Raw genomic sequence first — 20,681 nt, 5'->3', positions numbered from 1 at the left:
TCACCAGCTCGGGCTCCCCAGCGGGCTCCGCCTCCAGGACGGGCTCCACGGGCTTCTCCAGGAGAACCGGCGTCTCCTCCACAGCCTCGGCCTCAGCAACGACAGCGGCAACCTCGGTCTCGGCAACCTCGACCTCGACAGCCTCAGCCTCAGCGGCCTCGACAACCTCGGTCTCGGTGTCCACGGCCGCAGCCTCTACGGGCTCGGTCTCAGCGACCTCAACCTCGGCAACCTCAACCTCGGCGACCTCAACCTCAGTGGCCGTAGCGACCTCGACCTCAGCGACCTCGACGTCAACAGCCTCAACCTCAGCGGCCTCGACAACCTCGATCTCGGTGTCCACGGCCGCAGCCTCTACGAGCTCGGTCTCAGCGACCTCAACCTCGGCGACCGCAACGACCTCGACCTCAGGGGCGTCGACCTGAGCAGCCTCGACCTCGGCGGCCTCAGCGACCTCATCGTCAGCAGTCTCAACCTCGGCAGCCTCAGCCTCGACCTCGGCGGCCTCGACCAGGGCGGCGGTTGCGGCAGCGACCAGGTCGTCGGCGGCCGGAGAGGGGGCCGGGAGGGTCACGACGGCAGCCGGGGCTTCCTCCGCCACGTCCTCCGCCGTCTCCTCCGCCACCGTCAGCTCGACCTCAGCAGCCTCAGCCTCAGCCTCGACCTCGGTCACAGACCCGACCTCAGACGTCGCCTCGACCTCGACCTCGGCGACCGGCTCTTCCACCGCCACCGGCTCCGCCTCCGCGAGCCCGTCGCGCTGGCCGCCGGCGAGGGCCTGGCGGGCCGTGTAGGCGGCTTCGGCGGCGCGGCGGTCGGCCTGGGCGGCGGTGAGCTCGGCGAGGAGGTCGCCGAGGCCAGCCTCCTCCAGAATGGCACGCAGGCTGCGGATGGTGGGCAGGCGGTAGAGGGTGCCCTCGTCGGCGGCGAGGCGCTCGACGAGCTCGACGAGGTCGGCGAAGGCCAGCCCGTCGAGGTCCTGCTCGGGGAGCAGCCGGGCGAGGCCGCGCAGGCCGGTGTTGATCGCCTCGAAGGTCTGGGCGGTCCGCTCGACGAGGGCGCCGTCGGCGGGTACGACCGGGATGGTGCCGGCGGGGGCGAGGGCGGCCCAGGCGCGGCGTTCGATCTCGGCGGAGGTGAGGGCCTCGTGCAGGTCCTCGCGGCGGATGCGGCGGTCGGCGGCGAGGGCGGTGGCCTGCTTGCGCAGGGAGCGGGCGCGCAGCCAGGAGAGCTTGACGCCGTGCTCGCGGCGCCAGGTGCTGTCCGCGGTGGCGGCGGCGAGGGCGGCGAGGTCAGCGTCGTACGCGGCGGGGGTGAGGCTGGTGGAGGTGCGGTGGACGCGCTGGAGCAGCTCGACGAGGAGCGCGGTCTTGGCGACGGTGTCGGGTTCGTCGAGCTTGGCCTCGGTGGCGAGGGCGGTGACGGCCTCCCAGGTCTGCTGGAGGTCCTGGCCGCGCAGTTCGGCGAGGGCGGTGGAGGCGGCGCGAGCGTCCTCGGGGGTAGCGACGGTGTCGACGGCCGCGAACCAGGCGTGGGTGTCGGCGGTGAGGGTGAAGGCCCCGAGTTCGGCGTAGCGGCCGAGGTCCTCGCGGAGGTCGTTCTCCGCCGTGGTGGCCTTGGCGTCCTGGGGGTCCTTGACGTCTGCGGCGTCGGCGACGTCCGCCGGGTCGGCTGCGTCGGCGTTGCGCGAGTGAAGCACAGTCATGTGAGGTCCGGTTCTGGGCGGCGGCGGCGGGGCTGGCGGCGAGGGGGCGGCGGACCGGGTGCGCGGAGTGCCCCGGGGACCGGGACTGGGGGGCGCGCGGACGGGCTGCCGGTTGTGGAGGCCCAGAATACGGGTGCCCGTTCGAGCCTTGCACGCACCCACCGTCCGACGGGCCGGTGTCGTGTGCCATACCGCCCGCCTGGCCGCTACTCGGAGGGTCCGCCCGGGTGGTGTCCGGTGGGGCCGGACGGGTCCCCGCGCCGCCCTCGGCCGGGCCGGTCGGCCGGGCCGGGCTCGCTGGGCCGGTGGGGTGCGCCGGGCTCGCCGGGCCAGGCGGGGCGGGCGCGGCGCAGCCGGTCCAGGGGGACGCTGCGGGTGGGGCGGCCGAGGGGTGGGCGGTATCCGGCGCGGGTGAGGGCGGTGCGGTCGACGGGCGGCAGGTATTCGTAGAGCGCGGTGCGGTGCCACCAGGCGCCGGTTTCGCGGAGTTCGCGCCATCCGGTGAACCGGTAGAGGTAGAGGGTCGCCCGGACGTGGGTCGGCGGGGTGTCGGGGAAGGGGTTGTGGCGCAGCAGCCGGAGGGTGGCGCGGTCGCCGGCGAGGAGGCGGGCGACGAAGGGCAGGAACCAGGGGCGGGCGTAGGCGGGTGAGATGCCGGCGAACCACATCAGCCAGTCGAGCCGCAGGTGGTAGGGGGCGTACTGGCGGGGGAGGCGGCGCACGTCGCCGGGTTTGCCCTTGAAGCCGTATTCGTGCCAGACGGTGTGCGGGGTGAGGGTGGTGTCGCCGGTGCCTTCCACGACGACCTCCTGGCGGAGGCGGTTGATGCTGCCGAAGGCGCCGTAGGTGTTGACGAGGTGGAGCCGGTTGAAGGAGCGGTTCATGATCTGGCCGCGGGAGACCATGTTGCGGACCGGCCAGTAGCTGAGGACGACGACGGCCACGGTCAGCGCGATCACCAGCGCCTGGTACCAGCCGGGGGTGCCGGGGTAGTGGCGGGGCTGGACGGGCAGGCCGAGGCGGGTGGGTTCGACGGCGGCGAGGGCGAGCGTGATGGTCAGCCAGTTGAGCCAGGCGAAGTTGCCGGAGGCGATCAGCCACAGCTGGGTGGCGAGGACGGCGCAGGCGGCGTAGCTCGCGACGGGTTGCGGAAGGAGGAGGCAGACCGGGAGGAGGAGTTGGGTGACGTGGTTGGCGGCGACCTCGACCCGGTGCAGCGGGTCGGGCAGGTGGTGGAAGAACCAGCTGAGCGGTCCGGGCATGGGCTGGGTCTCGTGGTGGTAGCGCAGGCAGGTCAGATCGCGCCAGCAGCGGTCGCCTCGTAGTTTGATCAGTCCGGCGCCGAACTCGACGCGGAAGACGAGCCAGCGCAGCAGCCAGAGGACGGGGGCGGGCGGGGCGGTGTCGGCGTTGCCGAGGAAGGCGGCGAGGAAGCCGGCTTCGAGCAGCAGGGACTCCCAGCCGAAGGAGTACCAGGTCTGTCCGACGTTGACGATGGAGAGGTAGAGCGCCCAGAGCGCGAGCCAGAGCAGGACGGACAGCCACAGCGGGCCCGCGTCGGCGAGGCCGGCGGCGACGGCGGCGGCGAGGACGGCACCGGTCCAGGCGACGGTGGCGAAGAAGCGGTCGCTGTAGTGGAGGTGGAAGAGGCTGGGCGACTGCCGGAACGGGACGCGGGCGGTGAAGCGGGGGACGGGCAGCATGCCGTCGGCGCCGAGGAGGGCGCGGAACTGTGCGGCGGCGGCGAGGAAGCCGATCAGGTAGAGGCCGGCGAGCAGGCGTTGGACGAGCAGCCGGCTCAGCCAGTACTCGGGGGCGGCGGACCAGTCCATGCGGCCCATGCCTACCACCGGCGGCCCGCGGCGGGCGGCGGTGCGGGCGGGGGCGGCGGCCGGTTCACCCGCTCGGGCCCTGCCGCGGGTGGGCGTCCGGCCCCGGCTCAGGGCCGGCTCGGAGCTGGCTCGGAGCTGATTCGGGCCCGGCTCGGGGCCGGCTCGGGCCCGGCGACGGGCCTGCACGGGGTGTCGGCACCCAACCCCGAACAGCACGGTGGCGGGGAGCCTCTCCTCGGGGGTGAGAGGCGCCCCGCCACGGCGGTGGATGGTGCGGTTGCGAACGGCGGTGCCGGGCACGGCAGGTCGGCGGGTTCAGCCCGGCAGGACGAGTCCGGTTTCGCCGGCGATGCCCGCCCGGCCGGTCGGGGCGGCGCCGTTCTGCTGGAGCCGGTCGACCAGCAGGGCGGCCAGCGTGCCGAGCTCCTCCTCGGTGCGGGACTGCGCGGTGACGTCCATGCCGACGGTGAGGACGCCGTTGACCTGGCCGGTGCGCGCGACCCGCAGCGGAGTGCAGGTGAAGCTGAAGATCTGCTGGATGCGCTGGGCCTCGGGGCGGCCGGACTGGATCCGGACGTCGTTGAGGGCGGTGGTGCGCCCGGTGTGGTAGGCCTCGGCGACGGCCTGCTGGAGGCCGGCCGCGCCGAGCTGCGGGTAGGCGACGCCGATCGCCCCGTACGCCACCGGGGCTCCGAAGATGTCGGCGTGCTGGGCGTTGGCGTAGCGGATCTCCTGGCCGGGGCCGTCGGTCAGCATGATCGGGAACGGGGAGCCGTCGAAGGCGGCGAACATCTCCTGCTGCTGGGCGAGCAGGTTGTCGCGCAGCCGGATCTCGGAGAGCAGCGCCTCGGCGAGGTGCTGGATGTCGCGCAGCCGTTCGCGCCCCCACTGTCGGGGTTCCCGGTCGAGGACGCAGACGGTGCCGATGACGGTGTTGGTGTCGTCGACGAGCGGAGCGCCGAGGTAGGCGCGCACACCCAGTTCGTCGACGACCGGGTTCCCGGCGAACCGGGGGTAGGCGAGGATGTCGTCGAGGGCGAGCGGGGAGCGCTGGGCGACGACGTGCGGGCAGAAGCCGTGACTCATCGGCATCTGACGGGTGGGAAGGTCGAAGGCGATGCCCCGATCGGCCCACGAGGCGCCTTCTTCGGCCGCGACCTCGGACGAGTTTGGCGGAATGTAGAGCCCCCGGAACATCTGGCGCTCGTCGTTGATGAAGTTGACCATCGCGATGGGGGCGCGGGTGATGCTGGCGGCCAGGTGGGCGAAGCGGTCGAAGGCCTCGTCCGCGGACGGTTCGTTGAGACCAAGGCTGCGCAGCCTGCGGGTCCGCTCGGACTCCCCGGCGGCACCCGGGAACTGGCCTTGAGTGCTCATCACATCAGTCATGGCGCACATGTAATCAGACATCGGGGTGGTTCGGTGCCCCCGGTCCGGTTAGTCACCCTTGCTAATGAACAGTCAAAGGTGCATGTGAGCGGCCGCTCAGCAGGTCGCCAGGGCGGGGCAAGATCACTTCCCACCTGACACGGCGGCAAAACCCTTCAGGGTTTGGACGAACCGATTCTCGCCAATCCAAGATCAACTCTGGGTTGTCCCAGTACCGACATATGACAATGAGCCCTGCCGAAGACACGGGCGGTAACCCCAAGCCCTCGGGGGCACCGACCGGTTCCGCATGCACCGATTGCAAAGGGGCAATCGGCCGCCACCTCCACACCCCCACCCAATTTCCCCGGGCGGCCGGCGCGGCTTCGACGGCACGGACGGAGGCACGACTACCAACTGAGATGAGAGGACCGCAGCATGACGATGGACTACTTCACTGATGAGCGACACGAGAGCCTCCGGGCGGAGGTTCGTGAGTTCGCGGAGAAGGAGGTACGTCCGCAGGTGGCCAGAATGGAGGCCGACCGGGAGGTCGAGTTCGAGCTCTCGCGGGAGATAGCCCGCCGGGGCTGGATCGGCGTCACCATCCCACGCGAGTTCGGCGGCATGGGGCTCGGACACCTGGGCAAGACCGTCATCGTCGAGGAACTGGCCCGGGTCAGCGGCGCGATGGGCGCCATGGCGCAGGCCTCCCAGCTCGGCGTCGCCAAGGTCATCCACTACGGTTCGGACGCCCAGCGGCGCGAGTGGCTGCCGAAGTTCGCCTCCGGCGAGTCCCTGCCGACCATCGCCGTCACCGAGCCGGAGTCCGGCGGCCACGTGCTCGGGATGTCCGGCACCGCCCGCCGCGAGGGCGACGAATACGTGCTCAACGGCCGCAAGTGGTTCGTCGGCAACTCGCACATCGGCGACGTCCACGGCGTGGTGTTCCGCACCGACGAGGGCAGCAAGGGCCTGTCGGCGTTCCTGGTCGAGAGCGACCGCCCCGGCTTCCGGGCCGGCGACGTCGGCACCCAGGGCGGGCTGCACGGCTTCAGCTTCGGCGAGATCGTCTTCGAGGACTGCCGCATCCCGGTCGGCAACCGACTCGGCCGCGAGGGCCAGGGCCTGGACGTCGCCTACTCCTCCTCCACCCTGTACGGCCGGCTCAACCTCGCCGCCGTAGCGCTCGGCATCCACGTCGCGATCGTCGAGGACACCGTGCGCTTCGCCGAGGAGCGGGTGCTGTACGGCAAGCCGCTGAACCAGCTGCCCAACATCGCGCTGAAACTGGGCGAGATGCAGTCCCGGCTGATGACCGCGAAGCTCGCCGCCTACCACGCCTCGCACCTGCTCGACCACGGCAAGGCCTGCGACGCCGAACTGATGAACGCCAAGCTCATCAACACCGAGTACGCGCTGGACTCGGCGCGCAACGCGATGGAGATCTTCGCCGCCCGCGGCACGCAGGCCGAGTACCGGATCGAGCGCTACCTGCGCGACGCCACCCACATCTACCCGCCGGCCGGCACCTCGGACGTCCAGCGGCTGCGACTCGGGCAGGTCGCCTCGGGCACCTACGGCAAGCAGTGGTCGGCGGAGCTGTCCGACCTGGCGAGCTGGGCGTGGACCGAACTGGCCGAGCGCGAGGCCGAGCTGGAGGGGCAGGACGCCAAGATCCTGCCGATCCCGCTGGCGGGCTGACGGCCCGGACCGTCCGCGCCACCGCCGCACGTGGCGCCGACCGCCCGGCCGGCTCCACCCGGGGTGGGGTTCCGCCCGGTGCCGAACTCTCGGCACGACAAGTGGTTTGACCTGTTCCTGACGGTTCTCCGGGCGGCACGCCAGCCCTCCCGGAGAGCCGTCGGCGCGCTCCGGCAGCCGAGCTGAGCTGCGACGATCCGTCAGCGAACGCTCCGACCGGGAATGCTCGTCACTGCCACCGCCCGTTCACATATCGTCAGTTGATGTTGCGATGGGGGCACCTCGGGCTGGTAGCGTTCCTGCCGTCGGCGGCCGTGCTGCACCCCGTCCGGACGGTGACACCGCGTCACACCCGTCCGGCACCCCGTCCGTGGCACCCTGAAGCCCCGGCCGGACCGCACGCGGGCCCAACCCGCCGTTCGGCCCTGCAACAAGGAATCAGATGCCAGGCATATCGGCCCCCCGCACGGGCCACCGCGCCGGCCGGTCCGGCTCCCTCCGCAGCTCGCTCCTCGCCCTCGTGCTGGTCCCCAGCCTGGGCCTGGCCGCCGCCTGGGGCTACGCCGCCTACCTGCTGCGCGACGCCGGACACCGCACCGCGCTGCTCGCCGGCAGTGCCGTCGTCGCCCTGGTCCTGCTGATCAGCCTGATCCGCGGCATCCGGACCGCCCGTGCCCTGTCCGCCCGCCTCTCCGGGCTGCGCGCCGACACCCTCGCGCTCGCCCAGCACGAGATCCCCGAGGTGGTCGGCCGGCTGCGCGCCGGGGAGCCGGTGCCCACGCCGCCCGCCTGGTCCCCGTCCCGGCGGATCGGCGACGAGGTCCAGCAGACCGCCGACGGCCTCGCCGCCGTCCGCCAGGCCGCCGTCACCGCGATCGTCCACCAGGCCCAGGGCCGGGAGGGGACGAAGAAGGTCTTCCTCAACATCGCCCGCCGCACCCAGATCCTGATCCACCGACAGATCAGCATGCTGGACGCGCTGGAGCGCGAGCACGAGGAACCCGAGCTGCTGCGCGAACTGTTCGCCGTCGACCACCTCGCCACCCGGATGCGGCGCAACGCCGAGAACCTGGTCATCCTCGGCGGCGCGCTGCCCGCCCGGCGCTGGCGCAACGCCGTGCCCATGGTCAACGTGCTGCGCAGCGCCGTCTCCGAGACCGAGAACTACGCCCGCGTGGTCGTCCAGGGCGTGCCGCGCGCCTCGCTCAGCGGACAGGCCGTCGCCGACGTCATCCACCTGATCGCCGAGCTGATCGAGAACGGCACCACCTTCTCCCCGCCGTACACGCAGGTGCAGGTCTCCGCACAGGAGGTCCCCAAGGGCCTCGCGGTCGAGGTCGAGGACCGCGGGCTCGGCATGAGCGAGGAGGAGTACGAGCGGCTCAACGACTACCTCGCCAACCCGCCGGACCTCGACGTCTCCGCGCTCGGCGACGACCTGCGCCTCGGCCTGTTCGTCGTCGCGCGGCTGGCCACCCGGCACGAGATCCAGGTCACCCTGCGGCCCTCGCCGTACGGGGGCACCCGGGCCGTGGTGCTGGTGCCCTCCGTGCTGCTGGAGCAGGCGGAACAGCCGGCGGCCGTCCCCGGGCTGCCGTCCGGCGCGCGGGTCACCCGGACGCCGGTGCCCGAGCCGCTGCCGTCGGTGGACGGCGACCTCGGCGACGTGGACGAGGAGTTGTCCGGCGCGCTGGCCGGGGTGCTCAGCGGACTGCTGGGCGGGCCGGCCGGGCCGGAGGCTCCGGCGGCGCCGGGTACGTCGGCGGGTCCGGCCGTGCCGGGGGCTGCCGAGGTCCTGGCGGTGCCCGCGGCTCCGGAGATCCCCGGGCTTCCCGGGGGGCCGGTTGGGACTCCTCCGGGCGGGATTCCGGTGCTTGGTGGCCCCTTGGCCGGTGGTCCCGTGGGCAGCGGTCCTGTTGGTGGTGGTCCTGTTGTTGCCGGCCTCCTGACTGGTGGTCCCGTAGGCAGTGGTGTGCCCGGTGACAGCGGGGTGATCATCGGCGAGCTGCTCGCCCAGTACCCCGTGGACGGTGGCCAGGACGGTACCGCCCCCGCCCCGACCAACGGCGGACTGCCGGTCGGTGCCGCGATCCCCGGCCTGCCCGGTGCCGTGGTCGTGCCGCGGCCCGCGCTGCCCCGCCCGTACGACACCTCTGCGGACGATCGGACGGACCTGCGCGGTGCGGACGGTCCGGCCGAGCCCGCGGGGGCGCCCTTCGACGGGGTGCCCGCCGACCGCGCCACGCCCACCCACGAACGCGCGCAGGAGGAGCACTTGGAGCACGGCCCGGACGGCGAGCTGCGCACTCCGCGGGTCCTGCCGCAGCGGGTCCGCAACGCCAGCCTCGCCGAACAGCTCCGCGAGGCCCACGCGCCCGGCGCCATGATGCCCGCGCCGATCGCCCAGCCCGCCCAGTCCGCCCCGACCGGCCCCCGGCACGGGGCCGCCGAGGCCGACGACCCCTCCCCGCAGCGCTCCCGCGCCACCATGGCCGCCATCCAGCGCGGCACCCGGACCGCCCGTGCGGCCGGTTCCGAACCGTCAGACCCGTCCGGTGTGTCCGGCGTGTCCGGTCCGTCCGGCAGCGCGGACGCGCCGGCCGCGCCCGTGCCCCCGGCCACGCCTGCGCCCGCCGCACCCCAGGAGCCCACCGCACCCCCGGCGCCGCTCGCGACGCCCAACGCCCCGGCCGCACCTTCCGCCGCTCAGGAAGCCTCCGCCGCTCAGGAAGCCAAGGAACAGCAGTGATGACGCAGCACACCGACACCCAGCGCGACCTCAACTGGCTGCTGGACCAGCTGGTCGCGCGGGTCCCCGAGACCCGGCACGCCATCGTCCTCTCCGAGGACGGCCTGCTGGTCGGCATGTCGCAGGGCCTCGACCGGGCCGACGCCGAGCACCTGTCGGCCGTCGCCTCCGGCCTGCAGAGCCTCGCCCGGGGCGCCGGCCACCGGTTCAACGGCGGCCGGGTCCGGCAGACCGTCGTCGAGATGGACCAGCTGTTCCTGTTCGTCACCACTGCCGGACAGGGCGCCCGGCTCGCCGTCCTGACCAGCGAGCAGGTGGACGCCGGTCTGATGGCGTACGAGATCAACATGCTGGTCAAGCAGGTCGGCCAGTACCTCACCGCAGCGCCGCGCAGCGACGCGGGCCAGACCGGCGTGGGTGGCGGTGCGTGACCACCGAAGCCGACGAGGCCTGGTTCTACGACAAGGACGCAGGCCATCTGGTCCGCCCTTACGCGATCACCAACGGGCGCACCGGCCCCGTCCGTGACGGCTTCGCGCTGATCACCCTCGTGGTGACCGCCAACCCACTCACCGACACCAGCCGGCTCTCCCCCGAGCCGGCCGCGATCCTCGACCTGTGCCGCGAACGCCCGCTGGCCGTAGCCGAGATCGCCGCCACGCTCGACCTGCCGGTGAGCGTGGTCAAGGTGCTGCTCGACGACCTGGCCGAGGCCCGGCTGATCCTCACCCGTGCCCCCGTCCAGCTCGCCGAGGCGCCGGACATCTCGCTGATCCAGGCCGTCATCGAGGGCGTCCGCCGGCTCTGACCCGGCGGGCCCCCGGTCGGCCCCCGCCTCTCCCACTCCCCCTCCAGGAGACCCGAATTGACGACCCAGAGCCTGGTGCCGGGCGCGGTCAAGATCCTCGTCGCCGGCGGCTTCGGCGTCGGAAAGACCACCATGGTCGGCTCGGTCAGCGAGATCGAACCGCTGCAGACCGAGGAGCGGATGACCCGCGCCAGCATCGGGGTCGACAGCCTCGACGGCGTCCAGGACAAGTCCACCACCACCGTGGCCATGGACTTCGGGCGGATCACCGTCCGTGAGGACCTGGTGCTCTACCTGTTCGGCACGCCCGGACAGTTCCGGTTCTGGTTCATGTGGGACGACCTCGCCCTCGGCGCCCTCGGGGCGATCGTCCTCGCCGACACCCGGCGGCTCGAATCCAGCTTCGCCGCCGTCGACTTCTTCGAGCAGCGCGGCATCCCGTTCGCGATCGGCGTCAACTGCTTCCACGGCCGCCGCGAGGCCAGCCCCGAGGACGTCCGGCGCGCGCTGGACCTCGGCCCGGAAGTCCCGGTCGTGCTCTGCGACGTGCGGGAGCGGTCGTCCAGCAAGGAACTGCTGCTCGCCCTGCTGGACCGGGTCCGCCGGGACGCCCTCGCCGCCCGTCGCTGAGGCTAGGCGCCCGCCGTACCACCCTTGAGCTCGGCCAGGGCGCCCACCAGCGGGGCCAGCTCGGGGACCTCGGCGGCCCGCGCCAGGGTCGACTCCAGGGTCGCGTCGTGCACCGGCCGGGCGGCCGTCAGCAGGTCCCGGCCCTCCGGGGTCAGCTCCGTGTAGATCCCCCGCCGGTCGTCCGCGCAGAGGTAGCGGCTGAGCAGCCCGCGGTCCTCCAGCCGCGTGACCAGCCGGGTGGTCGCGCTGCTGCTCAGCGCCGCCGCACGGGCCAGCTGCTGCATCCGCATGTGCCAGCCGTCCTGCCGCGAGAGCGCCTCCAGCACGGTGTACTCGACCACCGAGAGCCGGTGCTCCGCCTGCAGCGCCTTCTCCAGCGCGGTGTCGATCAAGCCGTGCAGCGCGGCGAGCGTACGCCAGCCACGCGCCCGGACCTCGGCCGCGTCGTCGCGTATCCCCATGGCTCGCCGTCCTTCCGTTCAGCTGTGCTTCGCGCACTGTCTCCCCCGTTCCAAGTATGCCAGCCGACGCGGATTACCTGTCTGTGCAAGTACCTCTGTCGATGCCCTCCTGCGCCGCGGCCACCCGCGGCTCGCGGTCTGCGATGCCGGGAACGTAGCGCGGACCACTGACACTCAGGCGTGTGCGAACGGCCAAACGTCAACAAGCATGGTTAGCGAACACCCTTTCGAGTGGAGCTGCGGGCTTTGGCTACGGATCGGGAAGCGTCACGGGGGTTCGGAGGGTTCTCGACTGGCGAACGAGGTCAGCCGGAGCGCGGGGAGGCACGGATGGGGAGCACGGTGAAGGAGTGGATCGCAGCGGTCCGGGGCTCGGTGGCCCGGACCGCGAGGGCCTGGGGCGTGGCGCTCCGGGGCGCGGTGGTCCGGCTCCGGGCGGCGGTGGCCGGGCGGCTACCCGCCAGGGGCGAGGCGGAGGACGCGGTCGTCCCCGGGGCGCGGCTCGCCGCGGCCGTCGGTGTTGTTGGTGGCGAGCAGGAGGGTGCCGTCGGGGGCGGTGACCACGGTCCGCAGGCGGCCGTAGGCGTCGTTGAGGTAGCCCCGGGGGCTGCCGGCCAGGTGGTCGCCGGCGATCGGCACGCGCCACAGGCGGGTGCCGCGCAGCGCGGCCATCCAGAGCGCGCCGTCGGCGTAGGCGAGGCCGCTCGGGGAGGCTTCTGCGGGGCGCCACTGGGCGAGGGGGTCGATGAATCCGGGGCGGTGGCCGGCACCTTCGAGCTCGGGCCAGCCGTAGTTGCCGCCGGGGCGGATCAGGTTGAGCTCGTCCCAGGTGTCCGCACCGAACTCACAGGCCCAGAGCCGCCCTTCGGGGTCCCAGGCGATGCCCTCGGGGTTGCGGTGGCCGAGGGAGTAGACCGGCGATCCGGGCAGCGGGTTTCCCGGGGCGGGGGCGCCGTCCGGGGTCAGCCGGAGGATCTTGCCGCCGAGCGAGGCCGCGTCCTGGGCGAGCGCCGGGTCGCCACTGTCCCCAGTGGTGGCGTACAGCAGGCCATCGGGGCCGAAGGCGATCCGGCCGCCGTTGTGGCGCGGGCCGCGCGGGATTCCGGCCAGCAGGGTTTCCGGGGTGCCGAGTTGGGCGCCGACGGGCAGCGCGGGGTCGTAACGGATCCGAACGATCCGGTTGTCCTCGGCGGTGCTGAGGTAGGCGTACACCAGCCGGTCGGCGGCGAAGCCGGGGGACACCGCGAGGCCGAGCAGCCCACCCTCTCCCCCGGCCACCACCCCTGGCACGGTGCCCGCCTCGGTCTTCGCCCCGGCGGCCCCGTCGGCCCGCGGGGAACCTCCCGCCCCGCCGGCCCCGCCGGGCGTGGCGATCCGCACGATCCGGGCGCTGTCCCGCTCGGAGACCAGCAGGTCCCCACCGGGCAGCACGACCAGGCCCCATGGCACGGCCAGCCCGTCCGCAACGGTGGCGCGGACCGTCGGGCCGCCCGGGCCGCCCGGCGTGGCCGGGCTCGCGGTGGCGGGGCCGGCGCCACCGGGGGCAGGCGCCGAGGAGGAGCAGGCCGCCGGGGCGAGCAGCAGGGCCAGCAGGGCGGCGAGGAGTCGACGGTGCACCGGGGCCCCCTCCGTGGACGTGGCGTGGCCCCAGCAGAGCACACCCGTCCGCGCCCGCCCCGGCAACCCGCCGTCCGGCCGTCAGCCCGCGGGCGCCCGGGGGACGATCACGGGGGCGCCGTCGCCGGGGGCGGCCAGCACATCGCTGTCGATGTCGTAGAGCGCGCGCACCAGCCCCTCGTCCACCACCTCGCGGGGCGGCCCGCAGGCGACCACCGCGCCGTCCCGCAGGGCGACCACCAGGTCGGCGTAGCGGGCGGCCGCGGCGAGGTCGTGCAGCACCATGACGACGGTGCGTCCGCCGGCCGCGACCAGGCGGACCAGTTCCAGCACCTCGACGGCGTGCCCGAGGTCCAGGGCGCTGGTCGGCTCGTCGAGCAGCACGACGGGCGTGTCCTGGGCCAGCACCATGGCGAGCCAGCAGCGCTGGCGCTGGCCTCCGGAGAGGCGGTCCAGCCGCCGGTCGGCGAGGTCCTCGACGCCGGTGGCGCGCAGGGCGTCGGCGACGAGCCGCTCGTCCGTCGTCGACCACTGCCGGAAGAGCCCCTGGTGCGGGTGGCGGCCGTAGCGGACGAGTCCGGCGACGGTGACCGCCTCGGGTGCCTGCGGGCTCTGCGGGAGCAGCGCCACCCGGTGAGCGGCCTGCCGCGGCCGCAGCCGCCAGACGGACTCGCCGCCGACCAGCACCCGACCGCCGTCCGGCCGGTGCAGCCGGGCCACGGCGCGCAGCAGGGTGGACTTCCCACAGCCGTTCGGGCCGACGACGGCGACCACCCGGCCGGCCGGCACGGTGAGGTCGACGCCGCTCAGCACCGGGCGGCCCGGGCCGTAGCCGGCGGTGAGCCCCTGGATCGTCAGCTCCATCGCGGGTTCCTTCGGTTGGCGCGGGCCGGGCGGTCAGGAGGAGGCAAGCGCCTTGCCGATGTCGCCGATGACGACGTCGGCCGCGAGGGGGCCGCCGCGGGTGGACCACACCGAGCCGTCCACGGTGACGGTGTGGTTGTTCTTGACGGCGTTCAGCTCCTGGTAGGCGGGCTTGGACTGGACGTCCTTGAGGGCGGTCTTGCCGTCGTCGGTGAGGGTGGAGAGGAACAGCCAGTCGCCGTCGATCTCGGCGAGCTTCTCCAGGCTGAGCGCGGGGCTGTGGGCGTTGCCGTCCTTGTCCTGGGCCTTGGGGCGGGTGAGGCCCATGTCGAGGGCGACACCGCCGGCGAACTGCCGCTTCTCCATCCAGCTGGGGCCGGTGGGGTTCCAGCGGACGATGGAGACGGCCGCACCCTTGTTCTTCCCGAGCTCCCCGCCGGCCTTGGCGGCTTTGGCGTCGTAACCGGAGATCACCTTGTTGGCCTGGTCGAGCTTGTTGACGGCGTTTCCGATCCCACGGAAGGCGAGCTTCCAGTCGTCGGTTGGGGCCATGGTGACCAGCGTGGCGGGGGTGATCTCGCGCAGTTGCTTGAGCATCTGCTCGTCCTGCATGTCGCCGGCGAGGATGAGGTCGGGCTTGGCGGCGATCACCTTGTCCATCACGGGCTGGAGCAGGTTGCCGACGACCGGGACGCCCTGGACCTTGTCCTTGAGGTAGGCGGGCGGCTCGTTGAGCCCCTGGCCGTTGGTGATTCCGACGGGCTTGAGGCCGAGGGCGAGCACGGCGTCGAGGTCCTCCTGGGTGAGGGTGACGATCCGCTGGGGTGCGGCGGGGATCTCGACGGCCTTGCCGGTGGCGTCCTTGACGGTCCGCTTGCTGCCGGCCGGGTCCGGACCGGCGCCGCCGGAGGCGGCCGAGGAGGAGGTCGTGGCGCCCGAGGAGGAGCCCGAGGAGCCGCATCCGGCGAGCAGGAGGGCGGCGGCCCCGGTGACGGCCAGGGCCTGGATCACGCGGCGGCGGGCGGGGCGGAGCGGGCTCTGGGCAACTGGCATGGGTGCCTCCGGGCAGTGGTGGTACGGGAGTTGAACGGTGTCCGGGCAGATCGGCGCAGCGGAGGCGCCCCACAGGACAGCACGGCCATTAGGTTAGCCTTACCTTATGACATCGTCGCAAGTGGGCGTCCACGAAGCGTCCCGCACCGAGCCGGACGCCCCCGCACCCCCGACCGGCCCAGAGGTCAGCCGAGGGGTCGTCCACGAGGTCGTCCGAGGGGCCGTCCGAGGGGCCGGGCACCGCCCGGTCTGGCCGGTCGCCGTCGGGGCGGTGGCGGTCCTGGTCGCACTGGCCGGGCTCTCGCTGTCGGTCGGGGCCGGAGAGGTCGGCCCCGGGCGGGTGTTGGACTACCTGCTCGACCGCGGCGGTGCCCGGGCGGACGGTCGGCTCGCGCTCGTCGTCGGGGACCTGCGCCTGCCGCGCACGGTCACCGCGCTGCTGGTCGGTGCCGCGCTCGGGGTCGCCGGGGCGCAGTTGCAGTCCGTCACCCGCAACCCGCTCGCGGAGACCGGACTGCTCGGCGTCAACGCGGGCGCGTCGCTGGGCGTCGTCCTCGGGATCGCGGTGCTCGGCGTCCAGACCTCGTACGGCTACCTGGTCTTCGCCTTCGGCGGCGCGGTGCTCGCCAGCGCGCTCGTGCTGCTCGTCGCGGGCAGCCGGGGCGGCGGGTCGCCGATGCGGCTGGTGCTCGGCGGCTCCGCGGTCGGCGCGACCTTCGGCGGGCTCACCGGGGTGCTGATCGTCAACTCACCTGAGGCGTACGACAGGTACCGGGTCTGGGTGCTCGGCTCGCTGGCCGGGGTGGAGGGCTGGGCGACACTGCGCCAGCTCGCGCCGGTGCTCGGCGTGGGGTTCCTGCTCGCCCTGCTGGCGACCCGGCCGCTGACCGCGCTGGCCCTCGGCGACGACCTCGCCCGCAGCCTCGGCCACCGGCCCGGAGCCACCCGGGCGGCGGTCGCCCTGGCGGTCACGCTGCTCACCGCCTCGGCGGTCGCCCTGGCCGGCCCGGTCTCCTTCCTCGGCCTGCTCGCCGGCTTCCTGGCCCGGGCGGTCGCCGGGCCCCGGGTGGGGCGGCTCACCCTGCTCGCCGGGCTGTTCGGCGCCGCCGTGCTCACCGGGGCCGACGTGCTGGCCCGGGTGGTGGCCAGGCCGTTCGAGGCACCGGTGTCGGTGATCGTCGCCCTGGTCGGCGCGCCCGCGCTGATCGCGATCGTCCGCTCCCGCCGGGCGGCCGCGCTCGCGATGGCGGACCCGGCCGAGCCCGCGCCCGTCCGGCGCGAAGAGGCGGCCGCCCCGGCCAGGCCCGATCTGGTGCTGCGGCGCGGCGCGTGGTCGCTGCTGCTGCCCCGGCGGGCGCTGCTCGCCTCGCTCGGGCTGGCCGCCGCGCTGGTCGCCGCCGTCGTCGTGTCCGCCCACGCCGGGCAGAGCGAGCTCGGCCTGGGCCGCACCTTCCAGGCCGTGTTCGGCTACGGGGACCGGCTGGACGTGCTGTTGGTGCAGCGGTTCCGGCTCGGGCGGATCGTCGCCGGGCTCGCCGCCGGCGCCGCCCTCGGCCTGGCCGGCTGCCTCACCCAGACCCTCGCCCGCAACCGCCTCGCCACCCCCGAGCTCCTCGGCGTCAACGACGGTGCCACGGCGGCCGTACTGATCTCCGCCACCGCCTCCGGCACTTTCGGCGCATGGTGGGCCGGTCCGCTCGGCGCGCTGGCCGCCGTCCTCGCCGTGACCCTGGTCTCCGGCGGGCTCGGCGCCCGCGGCTACCGGGTGCTGGTGGTCGGCCTCGCCATGTCGGCGCTCGCCTCGGCCGTCATCCAGGTCGCGCTGGCCCGTCGCTCGCTGAACTCGGCCGGCTCGCTGTACGTCTGGACCTCCGGCAGCCTCAACGGACGCGACTACGCGGTCGCCACCCCGGTGCTGATCGGGCTGGCCGTGCTGGTGCCGCTCGCCCTGGCGGTGGCGCGGCGGCTGGCGGTGCTGCGGTTCGACGACAGCGTGGCCTCGGCGCTCGGCGTCGACCCGGGCCGGGTCCGGCTCGCCTGCCTGCTGCTGGCGGTGGCGCTGGCCGGGCTGGCGGTGGGCGTCTGCGGGCCGGTCGGCTTCGTCGCCCTCGCCGCGCCGGTGATCGCCGGGCGGCTGGCCGGGCCCGCACGGGTCCCGGTCCTGGGCTCGGCGCTCACCGGGGCCGTGCTGGTCGTGCTCGCGGACACCGTGGGGCGGGTGCTGATCGGCGGGGTGGAGATCCCGGTCGGCATCGTCACCACCGTCCTCGGCGGGCCCTTCCTGCTCTGGGTGCTGCTCGGCCGCCGCGGCACCCCCGCCTGATCCTCAAGGAGTCGTCACCGATGGAACCCCACCCGCTCGTCGCCCCCGACCCGGACGACCCGGCGTACCGGCTGGTCACCCTCGTCCACGCGGACCCGCCGCAGGGCGCGCAGCCGGACGCCCTGGGGGGCGCGCCGTACGACGGCGTGCTCGCCCTCCTGCACACCGTCACCGACAAGGACCGCCACGCCGGGGACCTCACCCCGCACCTGATGACCCGCCGGGACGACGGCCGCTGGTCGATCACCTACCGCCTGCGCGCCGACCACCGGGCCTCCTACCAGCTGTACCCGTTCCGGGGCGCGGTGCCCGGCACGACCCGGTCCGAGTGGTCGCACGTCCTCGACCACGCCCGGCCCGACCCGCTCGCCCCCGGCCCCCGGCTGCCCGCCCGCGGCAGCCGGCACCCCGCCTCGGTGCTCAGCCTGCCCGAGGCCCCGGCCCAGCCGTACGTCCAGCGGCGCAGCGACGTGCCGCGCGGGCGGACGCTCGCGCGCGAGGTGGCCGGACGGCGGGTGGACGTCCACCTCCCGGCCGGGCACGATTCCGCTCACGGGCACGGATCCGCCCACGGGCGCGGACGGGCACACGGGCCCGGGCCGTACCCGGTGGCGGTGCTGCTGGACGGCGAGATGTGGGGCGAGGTGCTGGCCGTCGGCGACACCCTCGACAACCTGACGGCGGACGGGGTGATCCCGCCGGCGGTCGCGCTGCTCGTGCACACCATGGGCGCCGGCCGCCCGACGGACCTGTCCTGCAACCCGGACTTCGTCGACCTCCTCGCCGACCGCCTCCTGCCCTGGGCGGCGAGGGAGTTCGCTGCCACCACCGACCCGGCCGCCACCGTCATCGCCGGTCAGAGCGCGGGCGGGCTCACCGCCGCCTACGCCGCGTTCCGCCGGCCGGAGCGGTTCGGCAACGCGCTCTCCCAGTCCGGCTCGTTCTGGTGGCCGGACGGGACCGAGTTCGACGCCGGCTCCGAGTGGCTGACCCGCCAGTTCGCGGGCGGGGAGCGGCGGGCGGCCCGGTTCTACGTCGAGGTAGGGCTCCAGGAGTGGATGCTGCTCCCCCAGAACCGCCACCTGCGCGACGTCCTCACCGCGCGCGGCTACGACCTCGCCTACCGCGAGTTCAACGGCGGCCACGACTACGCCTGCTGGCGCGGCGGCCTCGCCGACGGCCTCGGCCACCTGCTCGGCCGTCAGCCGTGCGGATGAGCTCAGGGAGCCGAGTGGCGGGCCCGCGGGTGTCCTTTGCCGGGGCCACCGGTGCGGCCACGGATCCTCGGGATGCCCGCACACCACCGAGCCGGAAAGGCCGCCGCCCACCATGACACGTTCCCGTACCCGTACCGGGACCCGCAGCCGAACTCGCATCCGCGCAGCCCTGGTCGCCGCCGTCGCCACCGCCCTGCTGGCGGCCCCGGGCATCGGCACCGCCGAGGCCGTCCCGTCGCCAGACCACCACTGCGTCTTCGAAGGCATCGATCTCAACGCCTTCCTGGGGGTGAGCGAACGGCTCATCGGCCCGCCGCCGTGCCGCGAGGCCTTCGTCGGCGAGCGCTGGGTCCGCACCCTCCCGGGCTGGGGCACCGCCACCGGCCCGGACGGCGCCGTCTACCCGGCCGGGTACACGCCTTCGCGGCCCGCCCCGATGGACGACTTCCTCGCCAAGCTCCAGGGCGTCCGGATCGTCCAGGACATCGGCACCCGCCAGGAGTGGAGCGTCACCGTGGGCCCGGAGATCGTGCGACGCGTCGACACCGTGGACGATCAGATCATCGCCAACTTCGCCTCCCATCCGCTGCGCCCGCTGAGCGCGGGCCCGCACACCAGCACCGTCTTCATGCGGCTGAGCGCGGAGCACTGCGACGGGCTGGGCGACAATCCGGACGACCACTGCCTGCCGGCTGGCGAGTTCCAGTACACCGGCAACACCCCCGTCACCTTCTTCCCCCGCCGCCGGTAACCACCAGGCGGCCGAAGGACACCGGCCCCGCCCGCCCCCTCGGTGGGGCCGGCGGGGCCAAAAGCCGTTGCCCGCGCTGCGCGGACCCATGAGAATCCGGCCGTGGGAACGGACATCACCGGCGTCGAGTACCGCAGCACCCACGGCAGGCCCGCGAACGAGCGCACCCGCTGGGCCGTGGTGATCGAGCTCGACGCGTTGTACGGCACGCGCGACCACGACGCGTTCGGCTGCCTCTTCGGTGTCCGCAACCACGCCGGGTTCCGGCCACTCGCCCCGGGCCGGGGCCTGCCCGCGGACGTGCCCGCCCGGACGCGTGCGGCCTTCGGCGCGTACCGCTGCAACGTCCACGACCCGACCTGGACCGGCTGGGCTGAGCCGGCGGCAGTGGACCGGGACGAGCCGGCCGAGCGGGCGGACGAGCGGCTTTCGCCACTACAGCCGGGGCCCGGACGGCGCGTTGGTGCTCCGCGGGAAGTCCCTGATCGACCCCGCTGCCGTCCCCGGCCTCCCCAGGGCCGGGGACCGGGCCGAGCGCACCCTGACGTAGTTGCACGGGGCGGAGAACGTCCGGCTGCCGGTCTGGTTCGACTCCTAGCGGCTGGCGGCCATCGGCCAGCGGTCGGCGCGGCGTGTTAGCGTCGCGGTGGCGGCGCGCTGGTGCCGGCCCCGGACGAGATGTGCGCCGTACCCGGCCCGCCAAGACGACGCACGCAGGGAGGCGTCATGGCTGCCGGTGCACCGATCGCTCGTCCGCTGGATGTGCGGTGGATCCACGGGTCCCCGTCGGCGAAGCACAACACGGACCCGGACATCCAGGTCCACGAGTACGACGAACACACCGTCATCCTGCGGCAGAACAAGGCGATCAACTACGAGGCGCCGTTCCTGTACCTGCTCTTCGGGGCCGAACGGGCGGTGCTGATCGACACCGGGGCCACCGCCCAGCCGGAGTTCTTCCCGGTGCGCACGGTGGTCGACGAGCTGATCGGGAAGTGGCTCGCCCGCAACCCCCGGGACGATTACGGGCTACTCGTCCTGCACACCCACCCGCACGGCGACCACGTCGCGGGCGACGGACAGTTCACCGACCGGCCCGGGACCACCCTGGTGGCCGCCGACCGGGCCACCGCCTGGCCGTACTTCGGCTTCGACCAGGACGCGGAGGCCGTGGCGCGGGTGGACCTGGGCGGCGGCCGGGTGCTGCGCTGCCTGGCCGCACCGGGCCACCACGAGGCAGCCGTCACCTACTACGACCCGTGGACCGGCTTCCTGCTCACCGGCGACACCGTCTACCCGGGCCGGCTGTACATCGACGACTGGGCCGCGTTCGGCCGCACCATCGACCGGTTGATCGCCTTCACCGAGCAGCACACCGTCACGCACGTGCTCGGCTGCCACATCGAGATGACCCGCGACCCGGGCGTGGACTACCCGATCCGGACCACCTACCAGCCCGACGAGCCGCCGCTCCAACTCACCACCGCCCACCTGCACGCGATCCGCGCCGCACTCGCCGAACTGGGCGGGCAGCCCACCCGGCACGCACTCGCCGACCTGGTCCTCTGGCCGAGCGAGTGAGTCGGCGCAGGTGGGCGG

15 protein-coding genes, 1 pseudogene and 1 riboswitch are annotated in these 20,681 nt (G+C 73.9%); of the genes and pseudogenes, 9 read left to right on the top strand and 7 right to left on the bottom strand.

From position 1 onward, the window contains the following. From ABTY15_RS21470 to ABTY15_RS21460, 3 genes and pseudogenes are all read right to left on the bottom strand, one after another. Nucleotides 1-1,705: pseudogene (locus ABTY15_RS21470) on the bottom strand (hypothetical protein); the annotation flags it as partial. Between the two features lie 206 nt (nucleotides 1,706-1,911). Further along, entirely contained in the window at nucleotides 1,912-3,537 is a 1,626-nt protein-coding gene (locus tag ABTY15_RS21465) for a lipase maturation factor family protein (protein WP_350595714.1), read from the bottom strand. A gap of 315 nt (nucleotides 3,538-3,852) precedes the next feature. Continuing rightward, nucleotides 3,853-4,926 (bottom strand): GAF domain-containing protein, encoded by a 1,074-nt coding sequence (locus ABTY15_RS21460; protein WP_350595646.1) that lies wholly within the window; start codon nucleotides 4,924-4,926, stop codon nucleotides 3,853-3,855. Nucleotides 4,927-5,349: 423 nt separating this feature from the next. Here ABTY15_RS21460 and ABTY15_RS21455 point away from each other — a divergent pair, with 423 nt between their 5' ends. The 5 genes from ABTY15_RS21455 to ABTY15_RS21435 all read left to right on the top strand — a co-directional run bounded on the left by ABTY15_RS21455 (nucleotide 5,350) and on the right by ABTY15_RS21435 (nucleotide 10,796). Continuing rightward, on the top strand, nucleotides 5,350-6,609 hold the full coding sequence (locus tag ABTY15_RS21455; protein ID WP_350595708.1) for an acyl-CoA dehydrogenase family protein: 1,260 nt from the start codon (nucleotides 5,350-5,352) through the stop codon (nucleotides 6,607-6,609). 442 nt (nucleotides 6,610-7,051) lie between these two features. After that, nucleotides 7,052-9,358 carry an ATP-binding protein gene (locus tag ABTY15_RS21450; protein WP_350595636.1) on the top strand — a complete coding sequence of 769 codons (2,307 nt, stop codon included), beginning with the start codon at nucleotides 7,052-7,054 and terminating at the stop codon, nucleotides 9,356-9,358. After that, a complete protein-coding gene (locus ABTY15_RS21445) occupies nucleotides 9,358-9,789 on the top strand; it encodes a roadblock/LC7 domain-containing protein (protein WP_350595626.1) in 432 nt (143 codons plus the stop codon). Before ABTY15_RS21450 ends, ABTY15_RS21445 begins: the two co-directional genes overlap by 1 nt. Beyond that, nucleotides 9,786-10,166, top strand: coding sequence for a DUF742 domain-containing protein (locus ABTY15_RS21440; protein ID WP_350595619.1), 381 nt, complete (start codon nucleotides 9,786-9,788; stop codon nucleotides 10,164-10,166). Before ABTY15_RS21445 ends, ABTY15_RS21440 begins: the two co-directional genes overlap by 4 nt. A 57-nt stretch (nucleotides 10,167-10,223) precedes the next feature. Continuing rightward, a complete protein-coding gene (locus ABTY15_RS21435) occupies nucleotides 10,224-10,796 on the top strand; it encodes a GTP-binding protein (RefSeq protein ID WP_350595612.1) in 573 nt (190 codons plus the stop codon). A 2-nt stretch (nucleotides 10,797-10,798) separates the two neighbouring features. Here ABTY15_RS21435 and ABTY15_RS21430 read toward each other — a convergent pair whose 3' ends face one another. From ABTY15_RS21430 to ABTY15_RS21415, 4 genes are all read right to left on the bottom strand, one after another. Then, on the bottom strand, nucleotides 10,799-11,257 hold the full coding sequence (locus tag ABTY15_RS21430; protein ID WP_350595605.1) for a MarR family winged helix-turn-helix transcriptional regulator: 459 nt from the start codon (nucleotides 11,255-11,257) through the stop codon (nucleotides 10,799-10,801). Nucleotides 11,258-11,710: 453 nt separating this feature from the next. Then, nucleotides 11,711-12,874 (bottom strand): PQQ-dependent sugar dehydrogenase, encoded by a 1,164-nt coding sequence (locus ABTY15_RS21425; RefSeq protein ID WP_350595596.1) that lies wholly within the window; start codon nucleotides 12,872-12,874, stop codon nucleotides 11,711-11,713. 81 nt (nucleotides 12,875-12,955) lie between these two features. Then, a complete protein-coding gene (locus tag ABTY15_RS21420; protein ID WP_350595592.1) occupies nucleotides 12,956-13,738 on the bottom strand; it encodes an ABC transporter ATP-binding protein in 783 nt (260 codons plus the stop codon). Nucleotides 13,739-13,771: 33 nt separating this feature from the next. Beyond that, complete coding sequence (locus ABTY15_RS21415) at nucleotides 13,772-14,791, bottom strand: ABC transporter substrate-binding protein (protein ID WP_350595582.1); 1,020 nt, start codon at nucleotides 14,789-14,791, stop codon at nucleotides 13,772-13,774. Between the two features lie 106 nt (nucleotides 14,792-14,897). On the opposite strand from ABTY15_RS21415, the gene fhuB reads away from it, so the two are divergent. From fhuB to ABTY15_RS21395, 4 genes are all read left to right on the top strand, one after another. Next, the gene (gene fhuB, locus ABTY15_RS21410; protein ID WP_350595575.1) at nucleotides 14,898-17,114 is read left to right on the top strand and encodes a Fe(3+)-hydroxamate ABC transporter permease FhuB; all 2,217 of its coding nucleotides are present in this window, start codon (nucleotides 14,898-14,900) and stop codon (nucleotides 17,112-17,114) included. Nucleotides 17,115-17,134: 20 nt separating this feature from the next. Beyond that, nucleotides 17,135-18,331 carry an enterochelin esterase gene (gene fes, locus ABTY15_RS21405; protein WP_350595567.1) on the top strand — a complete coding sequence of 399 codons (1,197 nt, stop codon included), beginning with the start codon at nucleotides 17,135-17,137 and terminating at the stop codon, nucleotides 18,329-18,331. Between the two features lie 112 nt (nucleotides 18,332-18,443). Then, nucleotides 18,444-19,082 carry a hypothetical protein gene (locus ABTY15_RS21400; protein ID WP_350595557.1) on the top strand — a complete coding sequence of 213 codons (639 nt, stop codon included), beginning with the start codon at nucleotides 18,444-18,446 and terminating at the stop codon, nucleotides 19,080-19,082. 646 nt (nucleotides 19,083-19,728) lie between these two features. Next, a riboswitch (guanidine-III (ykkC-III) riboswitch) is annotated at nucleotides 19,729-19,796 on the top strand. Between the two features lie 12 nt (nucleotides 19,797-19,808). Next, a complete protein-coding gene (locus ABTY15_RS21395) occupies nucleotides 19,809-20,663 on the top strand; it encodes an MBL fold metallo-hydrolase (protein ID WP_350595551.1) in 855 nt (284 codons plus the stop codon). Nucleotides 20,664-20,681: the final 18 nt, after the last annotated feature.

The sequence above is a fragment of the Kitasatospora sp. NPDC097643 genome, assembly GCF_040302625.1.
Classification (GTDB): Bacteria; Actinomycetota; Actinomycetes; order Streptomycetales; family Streptomycetaceae; genus Kitasatospora.
This window is presented reverse-complemented; position numbering and strand designations above follow the sequence as displayed.